Origin of the sequence: Nostoc sp., from assembly GCF_036916575.1 — a bacterium.
Lineage (GTDB): Bacteria > Cyanobacteriota > Cyanobacteriia > Cyanobacteriales > Nostocaceae > Nostoc.
In genome coordinates this window covers 1-17,358 of sequence record NZ_JBALGC010000087.1, presented here as the reverse complement: position 1 = coordinate 17,358, position 17,358 = coordinate 1, and the positions used below count along the sequence as shown (strand labels likewise).

The 17,358-nt window shown below is 40.1% G+C and carries 23 protein-coding genes and 2 pseudogenes; 22 read left to right on the top strand and 3 right to left on the bottom strand.

Features of this window, described 5'->3' with window-relative positions; all coding sequences use genetic code 11:
* The first annotated feature begins 71 nt into the window (after window positions 1-71).
* The 8 genes and pseudogenes from V7L29_RS18245 (at window position 72) to V7L29_RS18210 (ending at window position 6,603) form a co-directional block, all read left to right on the top strand.
* Window positions 72-1,964 (top strand): DUF1998 domain-containing protein, encoded by a 1,893-nt coding sequence (locus V7L29_RS18245; protein ID WP_334736374.1) that lies wholly within the window; start codon window positions 72-74, stop codon window positions 1,962-1,964.
* Window positions 1,961-2,776 (top strand): DISARM system phospholipase D-like protein DrmC, encoded by an 816-nt coding sequence (gene drmC / locus V7L29_RS18240; protein ID WP_322650587.1) that lies wholly within the window; start codon window positions 1,961-1,963, stop codon window positions 2,774-2,776. Before V7L29_RS18245 ends, drmC begins: the two co-directional genes overlap by 4 nt.
* A 476-nt stretch (window positions 2,777-3,252) precedes the next feature.
* Window positions 3,253-3,513 (top strand): hypothetical protein, encoded by a 261-nt coding sequence (locus V7L29_RS18235; protein WP_334736373.1) that lies wholly within the window; start codon window positions 3,253-3,255, stop codon window positions 3,511-3,513.
* A 168-nt stretch (window positions 3,514-3,681) separates the two neighbouring features.
* Window positions 3,682-3,804: a hypothetical protein gene (locus V7L29_RS18230; RefSeq protein ID WP_334736372.1), complete on the top strand. Its 123-nt coding sequence runs from the start codon at window positions 3,682-3,684 to the stop codon at window positions 3,802-3,804.
* A gap of 219 nt (window positions 3,805-4,023) precedes the next feature.
* On the top strand, window positions 4,024-4,323 hold the full coding sequence (locus V7L29_RS18225) for a hypothetical protein (RefSeq protein ID WP_334736371.1): 300 nt from the start codon (window positions 4,024-4,026) through the stop codon (window positions 4,321-4,323).
* A 172-nt stretch (window positions 4,324-4,495) separates the two neighbouring features.
* Window positions 4,496-4,875: pseudogene (locus V7L29_RS18220) on the top strand (transposase); the annotation flags it as partial.
* Between the two features lie 417 nt (window positions 4,876-5,292).
* Window positions 5,293-5,496 carry a hypothetical protein gene (locus V7L29_RS18215; protein WP_229485746.1) on the top strand — a complete coding sequence of 68 codons (204 nt, stop codon included), beginning with the start codon at window positions 5,293-5,295 and terminating at the stop codon, window positions 5,494-5,496.
* 174 nt (window positions 5,497-5,670) lie between these two features.
* Window positions 5,671-6,603 (top strand): GIY-YIG nuclease family protein, encoded by a 933-nt coding sequence (locus V7L29_RS18210; RefSeq protein WP_334736370.1) that lies wholly within the window; start codon window positions 5,671-5,673, stop codon window positions 6,601-6,603.
* Window positions 6,604-6,818: 215 nt separating this feature from the next.
* On the opposite strand, the gene V7L29_RS18205 is transcribed toward V7L29_RS18210, so the two are convergent.
* From V7L29_RS18205 to V7L29_RS18195, 3 genes are all read right to left on the bottom strand, one after another.
* Window positions 6,819-7,154, bottom strand: coding sequence for a hypothetical protein (locus V7L29_RS18205; protein ID WP_104906680.1), 336 nt, complete (start codon window positions 7,152-7,154; stop codon window positions 6,819-6,821).
* Complete coding sequence (locus V7L29_RS18200; RefSeq protein ID WP_289794363.1) at window positions 7,154-7,489, bottom strand: DUF5674 family protein; 336 nt, start codon at window positions 7,487-7,489, stop codon at window positions 7,154-7,156. The genes V7L29_RS18205 and V7L29_RS18200 overlap by 1 nt, the downstream gene beginning before the upstream one ends.
* 137 nt (window positions 7,490-7,626) lie before the next feature.
* Window positions 7,627-8,427 carry a peroxiredoxin-like family protein gene (locus V7L29_RS18195; protein ID WP_334736369.1) on the bottom strand — a complete coding sequence of 267 codons (801 nt, stop codon included), beginning with the start codon at window positions 8,425-8,427 and terminating at the stop codon, window positions 7,627-7,629.
* An 85-nt stretch (window positions 8,428-8,512) separates the two neighbouring features.
* Between V7L29_RS18195 and V7L29_RS18190 the strand changes: the two are divergent.
* The 14 genes and pseudogenes from V7L29_RS18190 to V7L29_RS18125 form a co-directional block, all read left to right on the top strand.
* Window positions 8,513-9,409, top strand: a pseudogene (locus tag V7L29_RS18190) (AAA family ATPase); the annotation flags it as partial.
* Window positions 9,410-9,430: 21 nt separating this feature from the next.
* Complete coding sequence (locus tag V7L29_RS18185) at window positions 9,431-9,934, top strand: hypothetical protein (RefSeq protein ID WP_334736368.1); 504 nt, start codon at window positions 9,431-9,433, stop codon at window positions 9,932-9,934.
* A 5-nt stretch (window positions 9,935-9,939) separates the two neighbouring features.
* Complete coding sequence (locus V7L29_RS18180; protein WP_334736367.1) at window positions 9,940-10,521, top strand: hypothetical protein; 582 nt, start codon at window positions 9,940-9,942, stop codon at window positions 10,519-10,521.
* Window positions 10,522-10,917: 396 nt separating this feature from the next.
* A complete protein-coding gene (locus V7L29_RS18175; RefSeq protein WP_029631351.1) occupies window positions 10,918-11,316 on the top strand; it encodes a hypothetical protein in 399 nt (132 codons plus the stop codon).
* Between the two features lie 22 nt (window positions 11,317-11,338).
* Window positions 11,339-11,890, top strand: a complete 552-nt coding sequence (locus tag V7L29_RS18170; RefSeq protein ID WP_334736396.1) for a hypothetical protein — start codon at window positions 11,339-11,341, stop codon at window positions 11,888-11,890.
* Between the two features lie 8 nt (window positions 11,891-11,898).
* Window positions 11,899-12,159 carry a hypothetical protein gene (locus V7L29_RS18165; protein WP_334736366.1) on the top strand — a complete coding sequence of 87 codons (261 nt, stop codon included), beginning with the start codon at window positions 11,899-11,901 and terminating at the stop codon, window positions 12,157-12,159.
* Between the two features lie 60 nt (window positions 12,160-12,219).
* On the top strand, window positions 12,220-12,465 hold the full coding sequence (locus V7L29_RS18160) for a hypothetical protein (RefSeq protein ID WP_334736365.1): 246 nt from the start codon (window positions 12,220-12,222) through the stop codon (window positions 12,463-12,465).
* 10 nt (window positions 12,466-12,475) lie between these two features.
* Window positions 12,476-13,318: a phage terminase large subunit family protein gene (locus tag V7L29_RS18155; RefSeq protein WP_334736364.1), complete on the top strand. Its 843-nt coding sequence runs from the start codon at window positions 12,476-12,478 to the stop codon at window positions 13,316-13,318.
* A gap of 4 nt (window positions 13,319-13,322) precedes the next feature.
* The gene (locus V7L29_RS18150; RefSeq protein WP_334736363.1) at window positions 13,323-13,892 is read left to right on the top strand and encodes a hypothetical protein; all 570 of its coding nucleotides are present in this window, start codon (window positions 13,323-13,325) and stop codon (window positions 13,890-13,892) included.
* Window positions 13,893-13,914: 22 nt separating this feature from the next.
* Entirely contained in the window at window positions 13,915-14,406 is a 492-nt protein-coding gene (locus V7L29_RS18145; protein WP_334736362.1) for a hypothetical protein, read from the top strand.
* The gene (locus V7L29_RS18140) at window positions 14,406-14,747 is read left to right on the top strand and encodes a hypothetical protein (RefSeq protein WP_334736361.1); all 342 of its coding nucleotides are present in this window, start codon (window positions 14,406-14,408) and stop codon (window positions 14,745-14,747) included. The genes V7L29_RS18145 and V7L29_RS18140 overlap by 1 nt, the downstream gene beginning before the upstream one ends.
* Window positions 14,748-14,751: 4 nt before the next feature.
* Window positions 14,752-15,402, top strand: a complete 651-nt coding sequence (locus tag V7L29_RS18135; RefSeq protein ID WP_334736360.1) for a M23 family metallopeptidase — start codon at window positions 14,752-14,754, stop codon at window positions 15,400-15,402.
* A 25-nt stretch (window positions 15,403-15,427) separates the two neighbouring features.
* Window positions 15,428-16,255, top strand: a complete 828-nt coding sequence (locus tag V7L29_RS18130; RefSeq protein ID WP_334736359.1) for a glycoside hydrolase family 24 protein — start codon at window positions 15,428-15,430, stop codon at window positions 16,253-16,255.
* A 9-nt stretch (window positions 16,256-16,264) separates the two neighbouring features.
* Window positions 16,265-17,358, top strand: a 1,094-nt coding sequence (locus V7L29_RS18125) for a DNA translocase FtsK (protein ID WP_334736358.1), incomplete at its 3' end; no start/stop codon positions are given.

The following is a 17,358-nucleotide window of genomic DNA, read 5'->3' as shown; positions in this document are numbered from 1 at the left end:
AATTATCAATCACTAATCAGCAAACCCTAATCCCTGATTAAATTACTAATCACCAATTACCCATTACCAAAATGAGCCAATCTAACTATAAATATAGAGTAGGTGAATTGCGACCCAGCCAAATTTTATTTTCCTTTGGTGTAGGTGCTGTACTCGACTTGCCCAATCTTTCAGTTATGGTTATGGGTTTGGAAGACTGGAACACTCAACAGGGAGTAGTCGAATTGGGGGAACAACGTCTCCTTGCAGCCATTCGCCGCGAATTGGGTCAACAAGTTAAAAAACTACTCGCGCCTCCAATACCTGCTGAGGATGCCTCCTCCGGAAGTCCATTTGATGAATATGCCAGAACAGGAATTCCCGTTGCGCCCTTTCCTGGATGGATGGTATGCCCAAAATGTCGTTTACTAGCACCCTTATATCCTTATTTCCAACTTAAGGAAAATCCTTATCGTCCAGACCAAACCCGTTATGTTCATCTCAACTGTTCCAAAAGTCAAAAAAAAGACCCAACAGCAATACCATCGCGTTTCCTCGTCTCCTGTGATCGCGGACATTTAGATGACTTTCCTTGGTTATATTTTGTTCATCGTGGCAATACAGCCTGCAAGGGGTCAATAAGGTTAGAGGAATACGGTGTATCTGGTTCCCCTTCAGATATCGTAGTTAAATGCAATGGCTGCAACAGCGAACGTCGATTGTCTGATGCGTTTGGTGAACTAGCCAAGAAAAATATGCCGCGTTGTCGCGGTCGTCATCCGCATTTACGCAATTTTGATGAAAGCTGTGATGAACAAATGAAAACTATCTTGTTGGGAGCATCCAATAGCTGGTTTCCAATTACACTCTCAGCTTTATCAATTCCCATAACTTCAAATCAATTAGAGCAGTTGGTTGAACAAAACTGGACTGTTTTAGGAAAAACTAATAACCTAAACGCCTTAGAAGTATTATTACAAGCGTTCTCCGCTATAGGACAACTTCAGGAATTATCTAAGTACAAAACTGATAGAATTTGGTCAGTCATTCAACAAAAACAACTTCAGCATCAGCAGCAGAGCAACATTGATGATGAAAGTGCCAGAGATTTGAAAACACCTGAATGGCAGGTTTTTTCATCTGCTGACCCAAATCTTAACACTCCAGATTTTCAGCTACGCCCTGTAAAACCACCATCCGGATATGAAAATTACTTTTCGCAGGTAGTGTTAGTAGAAAGATTGCGAGAAGTGCGTGCCTTAATTGGTTTTACACGTATTCAATCCCCTGGCGACTTTATTGACTCTGGCGAAATTCTTACAGAACATCGCGTAGCTTTAAGTCGCAGCAATCCTAAATGGGTACCAGCCAGTGAAGTCAAAGGCGAAGGTATTTTTATCCAGTTCCAAGAAACGACACTTCATCAATGGGAAAAAAATCCAAAGTTACAAGATTATAAGCTTCAAGCTGTCGATGCTTATAGAAACTGGTGTAGAGTCCGTTCTCTTGATCCAGACAAAATTCACTTTCCTGGTATACGCTACATTTTACTTCACTCCTTCGCTCATGCCCTAATGCGGCAAATGGCTCTTGAGTGTGGTTACAATGCTGCCAGTTTAAAAGAGCGAATCTATTCCAAACGTCCAGAGGATGAAGGTGGGCCAATGGCAGGCATACTAATTTATACTGCCGCACCTGATAGCGAAGGTACTTTGGGTGGTTTAGTCAGTTTGGGAGAGCCTAAAACACTTGGATATCATATAGACCAAGCTTTAGAACAAATGCGCTTATGTGCTTCTGACCCATTATGTGCAGAACATACCCCATTTAAAGGAGCTACATCTCTGCATTGGGCAGCTTGCCATGCTTGTCTGTTTAGCCCAGAAACCTCTTGTGAACGCGGTAATAAATATCTTGATCGCGCAGTCTTGATTTCCACTGTCTTAACTACAGATTTGGCATTCTTCCCAGAGGTAAAAGTGTGAGTTTCTTGCCGCCGCTTTTATTAGCTCAAATTCGCACTTGTGCCAAACAACTTCCATCTCCTGTTTTGGAAGCTGTGATTGATTTGTTGAGAAACAGTCCAGCAAAATATTGTAATTTTGAATTGAAAGCATCTATCTTGAAACAATTGCCCAATGCTAACTTTCGCCGATTAGTAGGGGAATTGTTAGAAACTTGGTGTCGGGAAGCTATTTATTTGGACAGTAGTGCGATCGCGTCTGCATTAGCCACAGCAATTTACTGTGAGGTGGCAGCAAAGAATGAGTTGTCTGTTGAGTTAGTTTGGACTGGCCCCACAAGTGAGGGAATACCACTTCGTAGAACAGAACAAGTGTTACTACAATTAATTCACGAAGCGCAACGGGAAATAATTCTTGTCAGTTTTGCTGTTTATAAGATTCCAGAGATTGCAAAAGCATTATTAACAGCAATGAAACGAGAAGTCACTGTGCGAATTATTGCTGAAACCCCCGAATCTAGCAAGGGTAAAATACCTTTTGGAGTCAGTGCAGCATTGGGACTGGAAATTGCCCAACAAGCACACATTTTTATTTGGCCACGAAATAAGCGGCTTACAGATTCAGAAGGAAGGTATGGTTCCTTACACGTTAAATGTGCGATCGCCGATAGAAAGCACCTGTTTATTTCCAGTGCTAACCTCACTGAGTACGCTCTGACATTAAATATGGAAATGGGACTACTAGTTCATGGTGAAGATATTGCTCATCAAGTGGCAGAACATATCGACCGTTTAATTCAAGAAGAGTTTCTCGTATCTTTAAACTCGCTGTAGGCATAAGTATTCAGTAGGTGACTCCTTTTTGGCTATACATTTCTGTTAGAGCAGTTTTTTTACCTAAAGAGTTATTTTTCTATTTCTTCTACTCATATATACAAACGTGCTTGCATTCTCAACAAGTGCGTTTGTAACTTGGTAAGTGTGCAGGTTAGGTAATACAAACATAGATATGAAACTGAATAGCTCCTACTGAACTGATATATGCCAGTTTGATTTTGAGAATTAATGGTTCCTATGAGACTAAGGAGTGCCCAAAACATCTGTGTAAAATATTGTGACATCTGCACGAAGAAGAAATTTGTATCCAATTGATAAATTCTTCAGCAAGGGACTCGTATTTTTCATAGATTTGCTGTATCTTGTTTGTTTCGTGCAATTATTAACACCCAATTTCTCCCAATTTTGCTGTTGTCCAAATTTTGAGCCAATGCTTTTGGAGAGCAGTGAATGAAAACTTTCAATACATAGATATGAAGATCATCAAAAAATCCGACAAGCTGACTCTGATGAAAATGATGGAAATCCAACACGCTGAAGACCAAAATCTTCAAGCTGATACCGTCAATTCTTCAGCCCCTGTGGTTGATGAGCAACCAGCAGCAATTCCAGTGGCTAAAGTTCCTGACTATATTCCATTCTTTGACAATCCTCCAGTACAGTCTGTTGGCAACTCTGGCTGGCAGATTTCTGACATTTGGCGGGATATCCGGGTGGATGATTTTTGTGAGTGATACTCCTGAGAAATATAGGTAAAAAAAGTACATTGCTTCTATGGTGTACGTACTGTCACAAACAGGAGTTGCTATTTGGTAAAGAAACCTACCAAATAATCGACGATAGCATTAAAGTTGAGTGCGTAGACGTTTTGGCGGCAAGGCGATAGACATTGCAATGGCTCAATGGCTAAACGAAAGAGAAAACATCAAAAGACATCCTTCCCTTGGATGGTAGAAGAAGAAAATCTGTTCATTACAAAGACTGGTAACGAAATAGTTACAGATGCTGGATGGGATAAAATTTAATTTGAAGAAGCGAGAAAACTATTTAGTCCCGAAACATTTCAAGAATGGTACGAACTGTTCCTAGAAAATACAGATATCTCGGAAATACTTTCAGAATCTAACGTAGATATAGATTTAGATGATGAATCAGCAATAGATAACTTTTTACAAAGGAGCAACTGGACACCAAAACAAGTCAATTTAGTTGTAGCGAAGGCTATCTATAAAAGTTATGCCTGGGTGAGAGGATTACTGATTTCTACACCTGATGTTGAAGAACCCTACTTTCAAAATTATGAAATGGAGGCAATTCGTTTAGGAGTCCAATTGCGGAAATACATCAAAGAAGATATTCCAGTAATTAATGACTGCAAGGATGCTGTCAGACATTTACATAGGAGATATGCCCTCATTGCCTGGCAACCAAGAAATTGTGTGACGGCAGCTCACAACCTAAAAATATCTCAAGCAACTAAGGTTTACAATGAACTTCTCTGGGATGAAGATTGGGTAGATGAAGAAGACTGTTCAGGAGATTGACAGCTTTGATTATATCGTTGAAGTGACTTGACTTTTGCTAGACAATGATTGCGTCTAGAAGCGATCGCACTTAGGTGCGGTTTGCTTAAGTAATCAACGATAATAAATGTACTGCTGGCTCCTGCTCATCGCCCCACTAATTCTGTTAAAATCGCGTCTTCCAGCACGTAATTCAGGCCAAACATATTGGTGGATACTGCCCTACGTAAATATTCAATTATTTAATAAAGTACTTGCAGATTTCGCGCAACATTTTGGCATTGGTGAGAAAAAACAGGTAGTTTTGGTTGTTGACAAAGCAGGCTGGTATTCCAGCACCAAGGTCAAGATTCCACAAGGTATACAGGAGAGTTTTTACCTTCTCACTCTCCAGAATTACAACCAGCAGAGCGTTTGTGGCCACTCACGAATGAACCGATTGCTAATCGAAGTTTTGAAAGTCTTGACGAGGTTGAGGAGATATTATTTCAACGTTGTCGTCAAATTATTGACAAGCCTGATTTTGTACATGGCTTAACCAATTTTCACTGGTGGCCTGAACTGGCTGCTTAATTATGGACAATTTGCCAGACATCATATCATTCAAGCGCTCGCGTTCAGCGTCTCGTAGAGAGGAAAAAAGAGCGATGCCTCCGGCGGGCGGGTACGCCATCGCACATCAAAAGTAGTCTGCTTTCAAGCGATGCCTGCGGCGGGCTATTCGGTGTCGCCCCCATCTCTTTAGTTTTGTAGTCAGGCGATCGCACCTACAAATGATTAACTGTGATGCATAAGTTGTTAGATTATTTCAGTTAAATATATATATTCAGAGCTGATTCGTAAAGAAAATCTTAAGGGTACTCAACTCATTGCTAGGTCTGAGTTTCAGAGAATAAGTACTGTATTGACTTAAATTCCTGAAACCCTTATTAGACAAGTACTTTACTTGAGTTTACAAATTAGCTCTCAATAACCAACACAGAATCACCTATGAAACTCGCTAAACCGCTCAATTTGGCAAATCTTGTTGGTTCTATTTTACTACCTAGAATCGCTAATAATCAAACAGCTACTTCTAACAAGAGTGAAACATCAATTACTTTACCCAGTAATCCCATAAATATCATTTACCTGGAACCCTTTGATACTGCTGTTATTGCTTATCACATGATGGGTCTTGGCAACTTTGAATAAAGCATAGTTTCAGTAAAGCCTTTAAAAAGCTACCTTAACTCTCTAACCTTGGGGGGGTAGTTAGTGCATTAATTCTTCAAATCAACATTATATTAATCCAGAAGATAGAGACATATTGGAAAAGTTAAAGCACACTAGTAAGAGTAACTTTAACTATTCAGTAATGGTGTGGCAATGTGGCTAAAATATGGTGTAAATGAAGAAGGTATCTTGATATGTATTGAAGATATCAATAGGGGGAAGACTTCACTTCAGTGTCCTTACTGTAATAGTAGTCTAACTGCTAAAAAAGGCAAGGTTAAAGAGCATCATTTTGCTCATAATGAAGAAACCTGCCGCCCCATAGCTAACCGAGAATTCCCTACTCTGCCACTCTATGACAATTTCAACGTTCAATTATCTGGCAAGGATTTGGCACAGTTAAAGCTGCTTTGGCAGGAGTACGGAGCCAAAAATTACCCTATTAGTTCCTACTTAATTACTTCTGGTTTACTCAAAGCAGGAGTGTTAAGAAAAAACCTATACTTAACCCCAACAGAATATAAATTTAGTGATTTGGGTAAAATTCCCGTTGGAGCGCTAGAGTTTGCGCGGTTCAATGATGTACAGGAGCCACTATTACTTAAAAAACTGCTGAAACTTCAGCTAGCTTTTAAACACGCCGAATACAAAAATGCTCCAGATTTAGTATATCGATTTACTGATTTGAAGCTGTATCGCGCTCAACTTCAACGCATTCTATCCTCTAGCCTATATTTTTTAGAGATTGAAACTAATATTGGAATTATCTACAAAATAGGAGTAACCACTAGATCCGTTCTCAAGCGAGTAGCAGAAGTAAAAATTAATTTGCTTGCTCATTATTCGAGTGCTGCTATTAAAGTATTAGGAACTTGGGAACACAGGGGAAATATTGAATTATATTTCAAACACCGTTATCAAAGCTTTAATCATCCCATAGGGAGTTTAACTGAGTACTATAAATTTAATGCTGAGGATACCGAAATGGTACTGCGTGACCTACAACAAATGCAACCTAAAATACTATCTCAAGATGAAATAGATATTTTTGAGGAGAATTCTAGCTGGGAGCAAATTGCTGTGTAGTATTCTCATAATCCCGTAGGAAAATATAATTAATTACTAAGCAAAAATAATTATTTTATTGCTATACCTCTAAATACTTTACTACTGATGATGAGGCAACTGCAAACTCTTGATACAGCAGTATTTACCGAGAAGCGATGGCGTAACCGCCCAGCGTAGCTGATCGCAGTGGTCAAGTGGTCAAGTGCATTACTTGAGACTATGCACTCAACGATTTAAGAAGCGAGCAAACCCGACATCTCCAATACTCGCTGTGACCAAGTAGACGCAACAGATGCAATATCTGTAATTTCCATTGATTTGTCCCAAACATTAATCCAGTTTTGTAATAAGTCTTGGAGTTGATTTAATTCAACATTATTTATTTCACTTTTTTGTTGTATTAAAGACACGTACAACAAACTTTCTGACAACAATATTGGAACTAATTCACGAATTGCACTCTTTTGTGACCAAGAGTTAAGGCGTGCCAAACTAGCTGCCAATTCTCCTAATTGTTGCGCGTGGGATTGACGTAAAAAACTCGCTTCAATTGCACTCCAGTTAGGCATTACAATCCTCCTAGCAATTGCTTGGTAATTTGGCTAACTTGTTCTCGAATTTGGTTAGACTGTATTATCATACTACGGTTATTCTGGCTTGGGCGAATGTTGATGATTGACTCAAACACGATTTCCTGAGTCAAAGGAGACCAATCCACACCCCAAATATCTCGTTGTCTGCTACCGTCTTTAAGTAACTCTTGTTCACATTCGTAATGGCGAACGCCACCACCTGCAAGAATTTTGCGTTCGATGTCTACTGCTATTTTAATGAATACATCCCAAGTTTTCACCATTTCGTCTATTTCTTCACGACTAGCAGGCTCACGGATTATTAAAATCAATTGAATTTAGTCCCAAGTAGCAATCAACAGGATCATTGCATAGATTAATGAATCACGCCAAACAATTGAACACTGATGAATAAATTCAGGAAAGTTTGCTTATATCCCCCGAATTTAGCAAAGCGCATTCGGGGCCTTTACGCATCACCCATCGTAAAGCTATTTGCTTCGATAAAGGATAAAAATGATAAAGGCTGACTCATATTAGCAGCAAAGCCCAGAATTCCTGGATCTCGATGAGAGTAAAGTAACTGGCCTTTACTATCAAACAAAAAAGTTCCACCACGCTGAGTTAAGTAGGCAGAATTTGGTACATAAGTGTGCCAATTGCTCAGAACTTCCACCATATTACCTAGCCGTAGAGTTGCTAATTCAAAGGGACGTTGAAAACCATTTCCGCCAGCTAATCGGAAAAACGAGCCTTTAAAAGTAGGTAGAGGAGTACCTTGAATAATTTCATCATCTTCAATGAGTTGAGGGGCTTGACGATCTCCCCTGTATCCCCGAAAAACTTCTCTTAGCGTTCCTGGACTTCCAAACCCTGCACACATTAACATTAGATTTAGCCAAGCTTGATGAGACACAGAAAGTCCAGGTAGAGTCAGATTCAGACCTGAATAAAGTTTAAGTTGGTGATGTAATTCTGCATTGGGTTCAACAAATAAATTTTCCGGTGAAAATCCTGTATATTGACAGAATCTTGTTCCAGAGGTGCGTGAGCCAATTCCCACTGCACGAATAGCGACTTTTTCAGGAGGCAATTTGTTAGCTTTGCGCTGTAACCACCATGCATATTCAAGGCTATCAAAATCCCCAAGTTGTGGCCAGACTAAAATCAGGATATGTGAGGCAGTCTCGCAATTTTCTAGTAGGGGTTGGATTATGCTATCACTAACACACTGAAGTTCAGTCTGATTAAGGATATTGTAGGGATTCATTAAAAATGATTAACTGCTATTGAGCTATCCAATTTTAATTTACAAGAAGTAAGTTGATCAATATAAATTTGTGTATGAGAGCCAAATCTTAAAAGAACTTCACCTCCAACAAGTTGGTCCTGCTGCCCATTTTGATGTCGCATTTGCCGATAGGCTCAATATATTTACGGGTGATAATGGTTTAGGTAAAAGTTTTTTACTCGATATTGCATGGTGGGTGATGACTACAAATTGGGCAGAGCAACCAGCGTACCCACAGCGAGTCAGAGGTGAAAATCCGCAAATTACAGCCGTAGTTAGCAATAAAAAAAATATAAGAGAGTATCAGAGCCAGTTTGATTTTTCTGAACAGCAATGGCGTAATTTACAAATGCCGCCTTTATTAAAAGAAGTAGTTATTTATGTGCGGGTTGATGGTAGTTTTTCTGTTTTTGACCCTGCTCGCCAACGCGATATTGCTTATAATTTTAATCCAAATACACTTTGGAATGGATTAAAGTCAAAAAGTAAAGTTATTTGTAATGGTCTAATTCAAGATTGGGTTACATGGCAGAATCAACCTAATAAATATCCATTTGAACTCTTTTCTAATGTCATTAACAAACTTGCACCTCACCCTTCCGAATGGATAGAAGTAGGAGAACCAACGCGAGTTTCTATTGAAGACGTGCGCGATATTCCTACAGTTAACCTACCTTACGGGAATGTTCCTGTTACTCAAACATCAGCCGGAATGAAGCGTATTTTGGGACTAGCTTATTTACTAGTGTGGACTTGGTACGAACACAAAAAAGCTTCAGAACTGCGACAACAAAAGCCAGTAAATCAGATAATTTTACTAATTGATGAAATTGAATCTCATTTGCATCCTCGTTGGCAGAGGGTGATTTTACCAGCTATTTTATCTGTGGTGACAGAATTACAACCCAGGATGAAGATACAGGCTTTAGTAACTACTCATTCTCCACTTATTCTTGCTTCCTTAGAGGTTGTTTGAAAAGTCATGGCTGATGTATCAAATATTTTTTTACCCCACCCTAACCCTCCCCTTATAAAGGGGAGGGAATCGGATTTATCTTGTTTCCCCCCTTTACAAGGGGGGACTAAGGGGGGTAATAACGTAATTAAAATCACAGCTAACCACTTTTCAAACATCCTCTTAGAGCCAAATTTTAATGAGCAAGAAGATCAACTATTTTTATTTAAATTACAAGATAGAGAGGTTAGCCTTGACGAAGTACCTTGGTCAAAACAAGGGGACATAGTTGGATGGTTAACCTCAGACATTTTCGGACTCAAACAAGCCCGTTCCAAAGAAGCAGAAATCGCAATTGAAGCAGCAGAGGCTTGGATGCGTGCTGATGATATGAATGCGTTTCCAGAAAATCTGAGAATACCAACACAAATTCATCAGGAACTTCAAAGAGTTTTACCAGGACATGACCCATTTTGGCCCCGTTGGATAGTTACAACGGAGAAAAGAAATTCTGGGCTATCAGGGGTATAACACAGATGATGCCATTTAATCCTCCTCCAGAACCGCCTGATTTTGATAAAAAAGTGCGACAACCAGGAAATGCTTGGTTGGCAAAAAATCCAAACCCTAAAAAAGGAACTAGAGATTATTGGTCGCCTTTCAAAAGTTATTTAGCTGATGGATTTAGTAATCTGTGTGGCTATAGCGTTATGTATGAACCAGTTGGTACAGTAGATCATTATCGCAGCCGTGAAAATTATCGCAATTTAGCTTATGAATGGAGCAATTTACGCTTTGCTTCTGCCTGGATAAACAGTAGTAAAGGTACGCTTGATGACCAGGTACTTGACCCTTTGGATTTGGGAGAAGATTGGTTTGAAATTTTACTTCCTTCCCTACAATTAGTATTAACAGATAAAGTTCCTCCACAACAACGTCAAAAGGCAGAATTTGCTTTGGAACGGTTGCGGTTACGGGATGATGAAAGAGTCTTGCGCCAGCGTCAACAATGGTATCAACTTTATTTGGATGGGGATTTGACTCTACAAGGATTAGAAAAAAAAGCTCCTTTGATAGCGCGTGCGATAAAGAAACAGCAACAGGCTATTTCTCAATAAGAATAAGCTTTGTAGTTATCAGATTGTGAAGGCAAGTATTTTCATAACACGATATGGCAAGATAAATGGGTAAAAGTTCAATGAACTTGTCACAGACTATTAAGTAGCACATCGCGTTATATATTTCTGTTAGAGCAGTTTCTTACCAAAAGAGTTATTTTTCTATTTTTTTACTCATATATACAAACATGCTTGCATTATCAATAGGCAGTATGTAACTTGGCAAGTGTGCAGTTTAGTAGGAGAGTAACTGAAGTTTAGTTGTATCTGAGTTGAGCTATACCTGTACTAAAGTGACATAAATTGTAAATTATTTTTTAATTTACAAGCAGTTTGGTAAGGTGCTAGTTTAATTCGCTTTCAATTGATGAAGTCTTTCAGTTGGAATAGAGTTTGATGATATGTGAGAACGTTATCTACACCCAGAAAACACTTGCCGAAAGATACGGGATTTCCATTGCCGCTTTACAACGGTGGTATCCCTATGCTGGTATAGTTAAACCCCGAAAGCGGGGAGGATATTTTGATGCAACAACAGTCGAAATTGCAGATGTTTTCTACGTTGCTATCAAGATTCGGCGGTTGACTTGTGAGGAATATTTACAGCAAGTGATTCCTGCTGGTGGCTTAGATGCTTATTTGCAAAAAGTCAATGACGTAAGCCTTTATGATTTTTTGACTAAGCATATATCTGATGAAGAAAAAAATAACCCAATTGTGCAAGCAGTAATTAGGAGAATTGAGCGAAATGAAGCATATCAACAAAGTGGCAGAGACTTTGCAGGTGTCGCCTGATGTAGTACGTACCTGCTGTCGGTTGTTAGATTTAGCTTTGCAGCCAAATGATACGCTTGATGAAACAATTGAACAGCAATTAGTTCAACTTAAAGAGACAGCCTCCCGTGAAGGTATGTCCCTTGAAGAAGCTGGCCAGCACTTGATTGCAATGCGCGATCGCAAATCAGAAGTAGGCGAACATAAGTTCGACAAGCGCGAGTACATCAAACAGCGATTTGGCGTAGACCCAGAGCAAGCTTTGCCCGACAGCTTTGTAGGAATACTTTACCGAGATGCAGATAGGGGTATTCAGTTAGGGGAATTACGCCATAAGGTGGTGCTTGAATCTTCCACACTTGCTCTAGAAGAATTTGTTTTTCATGGCAGCAGTTTACTTGGTGAAGGTGATACTTCCGTTCCACCTGGTTACGATGAAGCGCAAGAGCGAATTAACTCGCGCATCGATAACGATTTTTTCGGCAAAGTGAACTGGGGGGAAGAGACTCATCCACTGTTGGTCGGTACATCGACACCGCAGCCGAGACAGTTGAAGTCCTCGCAGCCGAAAACCGGGCAATCTCCGAAGAAATAGTAGCTCAAATGCTACCCATCTGCTATCAAATACGGGATGAGAGTTTACTCAACTTGAGAAAGACATCTACCCAGGCAGTTGGTATAAATTTACTTTCGGTAGTAGCTGGTACTGTTATTGGGACGTGGGTAGCAGTTCCCCCAACTCAAGAGAGACAGGAAATTCTGAGTATTCAGCCAATTTTGATTGGTGTGGGTATAGGTGAATTAGTTGGTTTAATTTTGGCACTAGTAATAATTTGGTTTACCAGGGACGAACAAAAAACCTAGTCAACCTTTCAAAATCAAGGCAATTACTCATTTTAATCGCATTATTGCCAGGGAGCAAGTATGAGTGCAGCATTTGACTTTTTGGTTAACACGGCAGGTGGTTTGTTGATGAACCTGGGTGTTTCTGGGATGGTGGGACAATTATTGGGAGTGGGGGCGACCCTTGCCTTGCATCCTTTGTTGCTACTTACTGGGATAGTTGTGGGTGGTGCGGGAATTGCGATGGCGCGGAGCGCCCGCCAAGAGGCGATCGCACGCGAGTTAAACAAGCGCCCTCAGTTGCAGTTGGTTATTGATAATACATGAGGGGTAAATTATGTTTACTCCTACACCTGTGCGAAATAAACAACCAAGTCGCAGAAAGAAAAAGGTAAATGTTACCCTGTGGACGGTTTGTTCAACTGTTAGTGCGCTGTCTGTTATCGGGGCGGTTGCATTGATGGTTGGATGGAAGCAACAGGTTCCAGGTAATCAAATATCGGAGGTACAACAGGTAAAGACGCAAGTTTCCCAAATTCGGGAAGTGTACTTAGAAAAGCTTTCTCGTACTGACTACAATATAGACCATCTTTCCAGTTACTCCTCAGTCGAGGGTGCGCCTACTCTTACGGGCTGGCGACAGTTGGCGGCGGCATTGTGGGGACAGCAATTGCGGAGTGAAATATCCAGAATGCAGGCTAATGAGAAATCTGGGTTTTACCGCCTTCACTATATGCCGGCACTGGAGATAGTTAAATTCAACTCGCTGGATGTGTTACTAGAAGCGGCTTCTGGAAATAATACTTTTTACTGGGGATACCGCAAAACCGATGGTACGAAAGTTGAGGAGAAGATACCAACTGGAGCGGCTGCTGTTTTGATTTTGGGTAAATTAGAGGCAATTGATTACGCTCAAAACTTGGAATCTCAACCATCGGTTGATCTAAATCAAATGCTAATTCAGATTAAGAATGCTCAAGAACCATATTCTCTTGCACAGGCGCAGCTGTTACGAGCGCGGGGGTATTTAGATCCAGTAGAGCAGATGGCACAGGTGGCAGACATCCGCGAGAGAATACACCAACGGGAGGAGCAAAGGCGGATGTATATCCAACAAATGAAGAAGCAATTACCTCAGCCAGTTCCTAATAAACAACCTGTTAATAAATCGAGGGGGTGATGTCATGTATGTCAAGTTTGCTGCTGCGATAATTTGCATAGCTTTGTGTTCGCTCAATGTTGTAGCGGCAGTCAAACGTACCCCTATTCGTACTACCCTTGAAGGTTCAACTCGCACGACGGTCGAGATGATGCCATCTCCGAATTCAGGAGTGCATTGGATGAGTGCAGTTATATTTCTGGCTGGATTTGCTTGTTTTTCGGGCTGGGGAATTTCTAACTATAACAATGCAGTTGAAGAGATAGATGAATTGTCTGATAACTTGCCTAATCCCGGCAATCAACAACTTCATCTTGGTGTTTCTAATACTGATATTCAGCCTTCTTTAATGCCCCCGGTATCACCTTCTTCTGGGATGAGATTCAATAGCGAATTCTCTGCCAAGAATGTAGTCCAATTTTCTCCTCGTTCTAGTGTTTCTGGGTTAGGGCGAATACATAGTACCCAGTTTGTTGAAGATGGAGTGCAAAATCAACCTGGAATGTTATCTCCAGAGGAGTTTTACGCCCAACTTCAGGATGAAGATTTCTGGGAAGATACTAACTCCCAGGTAAATGATAAACCTGCCAGCTAGTTACTTAATTTGAGGTCATATTATGAGCAGAAATCAGCGCCGCAACTTTGATGTTGATTATTCTGAAGGTGGAGCAATTGTGCCTGCAAACCGCTTGCAAAACATGTTGCAGCAGGTACAGCAACAAGGAGGAATAGTAAATCAGCAACCTAACGTTTCTCCCATAACTAGTTATGATACTCAGCCAGTAGAAGTTAGGTATATTAATGCGCCTACTGCCTATAAGCCGAGGGTTCCTCAGATAGAGATTCCCTATATTGAGACTTGGAAAGCACATCGGTTGCACCCGCAAAACCCCTGGAGGTTTGGCTGGTATCCAGTATATTTTTTATCTGATGTAATTAAATCTCCTGTGGGTGTAGCTGGTGTGGGAGTGTGGTTGTTAATAATGCTGTTGAATTTTTTCCTAAATGGCAGTTATACCGGGCCGGGGTATGCGTCTGGGAAGAAGATTGAAGTTGTACCCAAGGAAGTTCCCTCTTTTGCCCTGCCTGTGGTTAAGCAATTGGAATAATGACGGTAAAGGCAATTTTTGGGTTCGTACTGCTGGTATGGATTGCAGATATTTTACAACCGGGATATTTGCAGTTTTATAACTGGCGTAATGCTGTGGCATTGGTACAAAAGCTTCAGTTTTCATCGTCGGCTGTTGTACCCACTGCTGCACCTGGCGTGAATATATCTTCTACTCCTGTTCCTAAACGCTATTCTCCTCAAGTAAGGGAACCTGCAACATCTGGGGATGGCCTAAATTCTCCTGATTGCCGTGTGGCTAGGAATGATTTTGAGGAAGTATTGAGTACTGCAAGGATTGGTTGTTGGCAGGTTTCTCCTGCTAATGCAAAAAGGCGTTGAGATAATGCGAATAATCTTTGAAACTGACGGTGGCAAGGAGGTTAGTAATTCGACTGTAACTAATTTGGATGAGACGGTCGATACTAACTCGAGTGGAAATTGGAGATATGCGATCCCAACCTCAGTTTTAATTGCAGCTATGGTCATTCCCCAAATTTCTGGGTGGGTTGAATCTCAGTTTTTAGTTAAATCTCTCCAAAGTCTAATACTACCTAAAATTATTGGTAGTAATCAGGTTTTAAATAACGGTCGAATTGCCTTTCCAACTGCGCCTGGTACACCTATTACCTCAGAGTTTGGTTGGCGAACACACCCCATTACAGGCGAACGCAGGTTTCACACGGGGATTGATTTTGGTGCAGCAAAGGGGACACTAATTTATGCGGTTGATGGTGGTCGAGTGGTTTTTGCAGGCGACAAGGGTGGTTATGGCAAAGCGGTTGTTATTCAGCATCAGGGAAGTTTATCTACTCTCTACGGTCATGCTAGTCAGCTGTATGTACAGCAGGGACAACAAGTTGTGCGTGGGCAAATGATTGCAGCAGTCGGTAGTACTGGTTTTTCAACGGGGCCACATTTGCATTTTGAAGTTCGCTCTCATGGTGTAGCGCAGAATCCCCGTCCTTATTTACACGAGTATTTAGCTAACCGTTGAAGTTATTTAGCTATTGGCAAGAGAAATGCAAATTGTACCGATTTTTATATCAGGTTTGGTTGGTGCAACTTGCTCTGTTGCATTTTCTTATGGAGTGGCTTCACTGCCATGTGGATTGGTATCAAAGAGTGCAGATACTGTCTGTCAAGTGCGTAGTTTTGGTAAGGCACTTGATAGTTGGAAATTTGGGTTTATTATTGGTGGTTTAGGTGGGTTGATTTTGAGTCCTCACCGTCAATTTATATCCCGGTTTCAACCCATTCATTTGTCAACTGCTTCTTTAATTACTTTGGGAATTTATTTTTCAATTTCTCAAAGTACTAGTGTTTTTTCAGCATCATTAAATAGTTTCAGAGGCAGAGTTAGTACAAGTTCTTACTCACCACATCCTTATTCACCAAGATTGAGTGCTTTTTTAGCAACAATTCGTTGGGCAGAAACAGGAACTAGTGAGACAGAAAGTTATCGAAAGTTAGTATTTAACAGAACTTTTAATAATTTTTCTACACACCCGTTAAAGAAACAGTGCGCTCCTATCAATGGTAAAAATATTTGTTCAACTGCGGCTGGTGCTTATCAAATGTTGGATAAAAGTTGGTATGATATTCAGCCAAAGTTAAACTTAAAGGATTTTAGCCCCGCTTCTCAGGACAAGATGGCAATTGAATATATTCGTCGTAATAATGCCTTAAGCGATGTTGAAGCAGGAAGGTTTGATACTGCGATATGTAAAGTAGGTAGGGTATGGGCCAGTCTTATTTGCAACTCGTACAATCAAAACCCAAAATCTTTAGCGCAGTTGAGAATTTACTATCAGCAGCAATTACAAAAATTTGAAATTTCTAGGAGGTAAAAATCAGTGATGTTATTACCATACAATAACACTAATGGTAATATTGAAGTTCAAAAACAAAAGCTTTTGACTGCAATTGTGCAGGCAAAACAAGATGGTTTGGGCAATGAAGAGATTATAGATAATATACGGGAAGCTTTACCTGACGTAATGGTTTATTATGCTGAAACTGTTTTAAAGCAGATTGACTTTAGAGCAAAATTATCACGTCAAGTTATAGAATTTAATTTAGAATTTTTATTTCAGGTAATATACGAATCAGTAATTGCAGGTACAAACGATGAAGAAATATTATCAATATGTGCAGAACACTGTACTTTAAACCAATATGAATTTGTACGTTATGCACTTGAGTATATTCATCTCAATCGAATGCCATCACAGTGGGAGCAAAATAACGTATATCAAAAAATGATTGAGATACTTAGCAGCTCACCCATTGAATCTTTATTTGAATACATTGAATCAATCAAAAATATTTATCTCAAGCAGATTGGTTATAAAGTAGTTCAGGAGAATCTTTATAATTTATTTTTGATCAATAAGGAAACTGGTTATTTTACTGATTTAGCTAATAAATCTAGAGATAACTTCATTAAAAACTATTGCTGCCGAACGGCAGTGCTTGTTGCGCGTGCCACAGGTAAGCCATTAGATTTAAAACTGACAGGTAATGGTTTAATTCTTTTAAAAAATCCTAAATATTTAGATATAAATAGTGGTGCAAATGAGATTGCTACTTCACAGAACTTAACTATGGAACAGGCAGGAAAACTATTAGTTAATACCTTAGAAGAATTTAGTATTAATGCTAAGTATGTTGATGCCAAAAATGGCCCTACCTTTAACCGTATTAGGGTAAAACTGGGACGGGGTGTTAGTTACAAGAAAGTAGAAGACATCGGTAATGACTTAGTGCAGCAGCTTGGTGAAGAGTTAAACTTGAAAGTTGCACCAATGGTAAGTGTTGTGCCTGGGGGAGTTGTATTTGACATACCCCGGTTAGACAGACAATTTGCTTATTTCCGCGATTATTTTACTTTTGACGGCGAACCTGATATTCATTCGGTATCCATCCCCGGTGGTGTTGATGTTGATGGCAC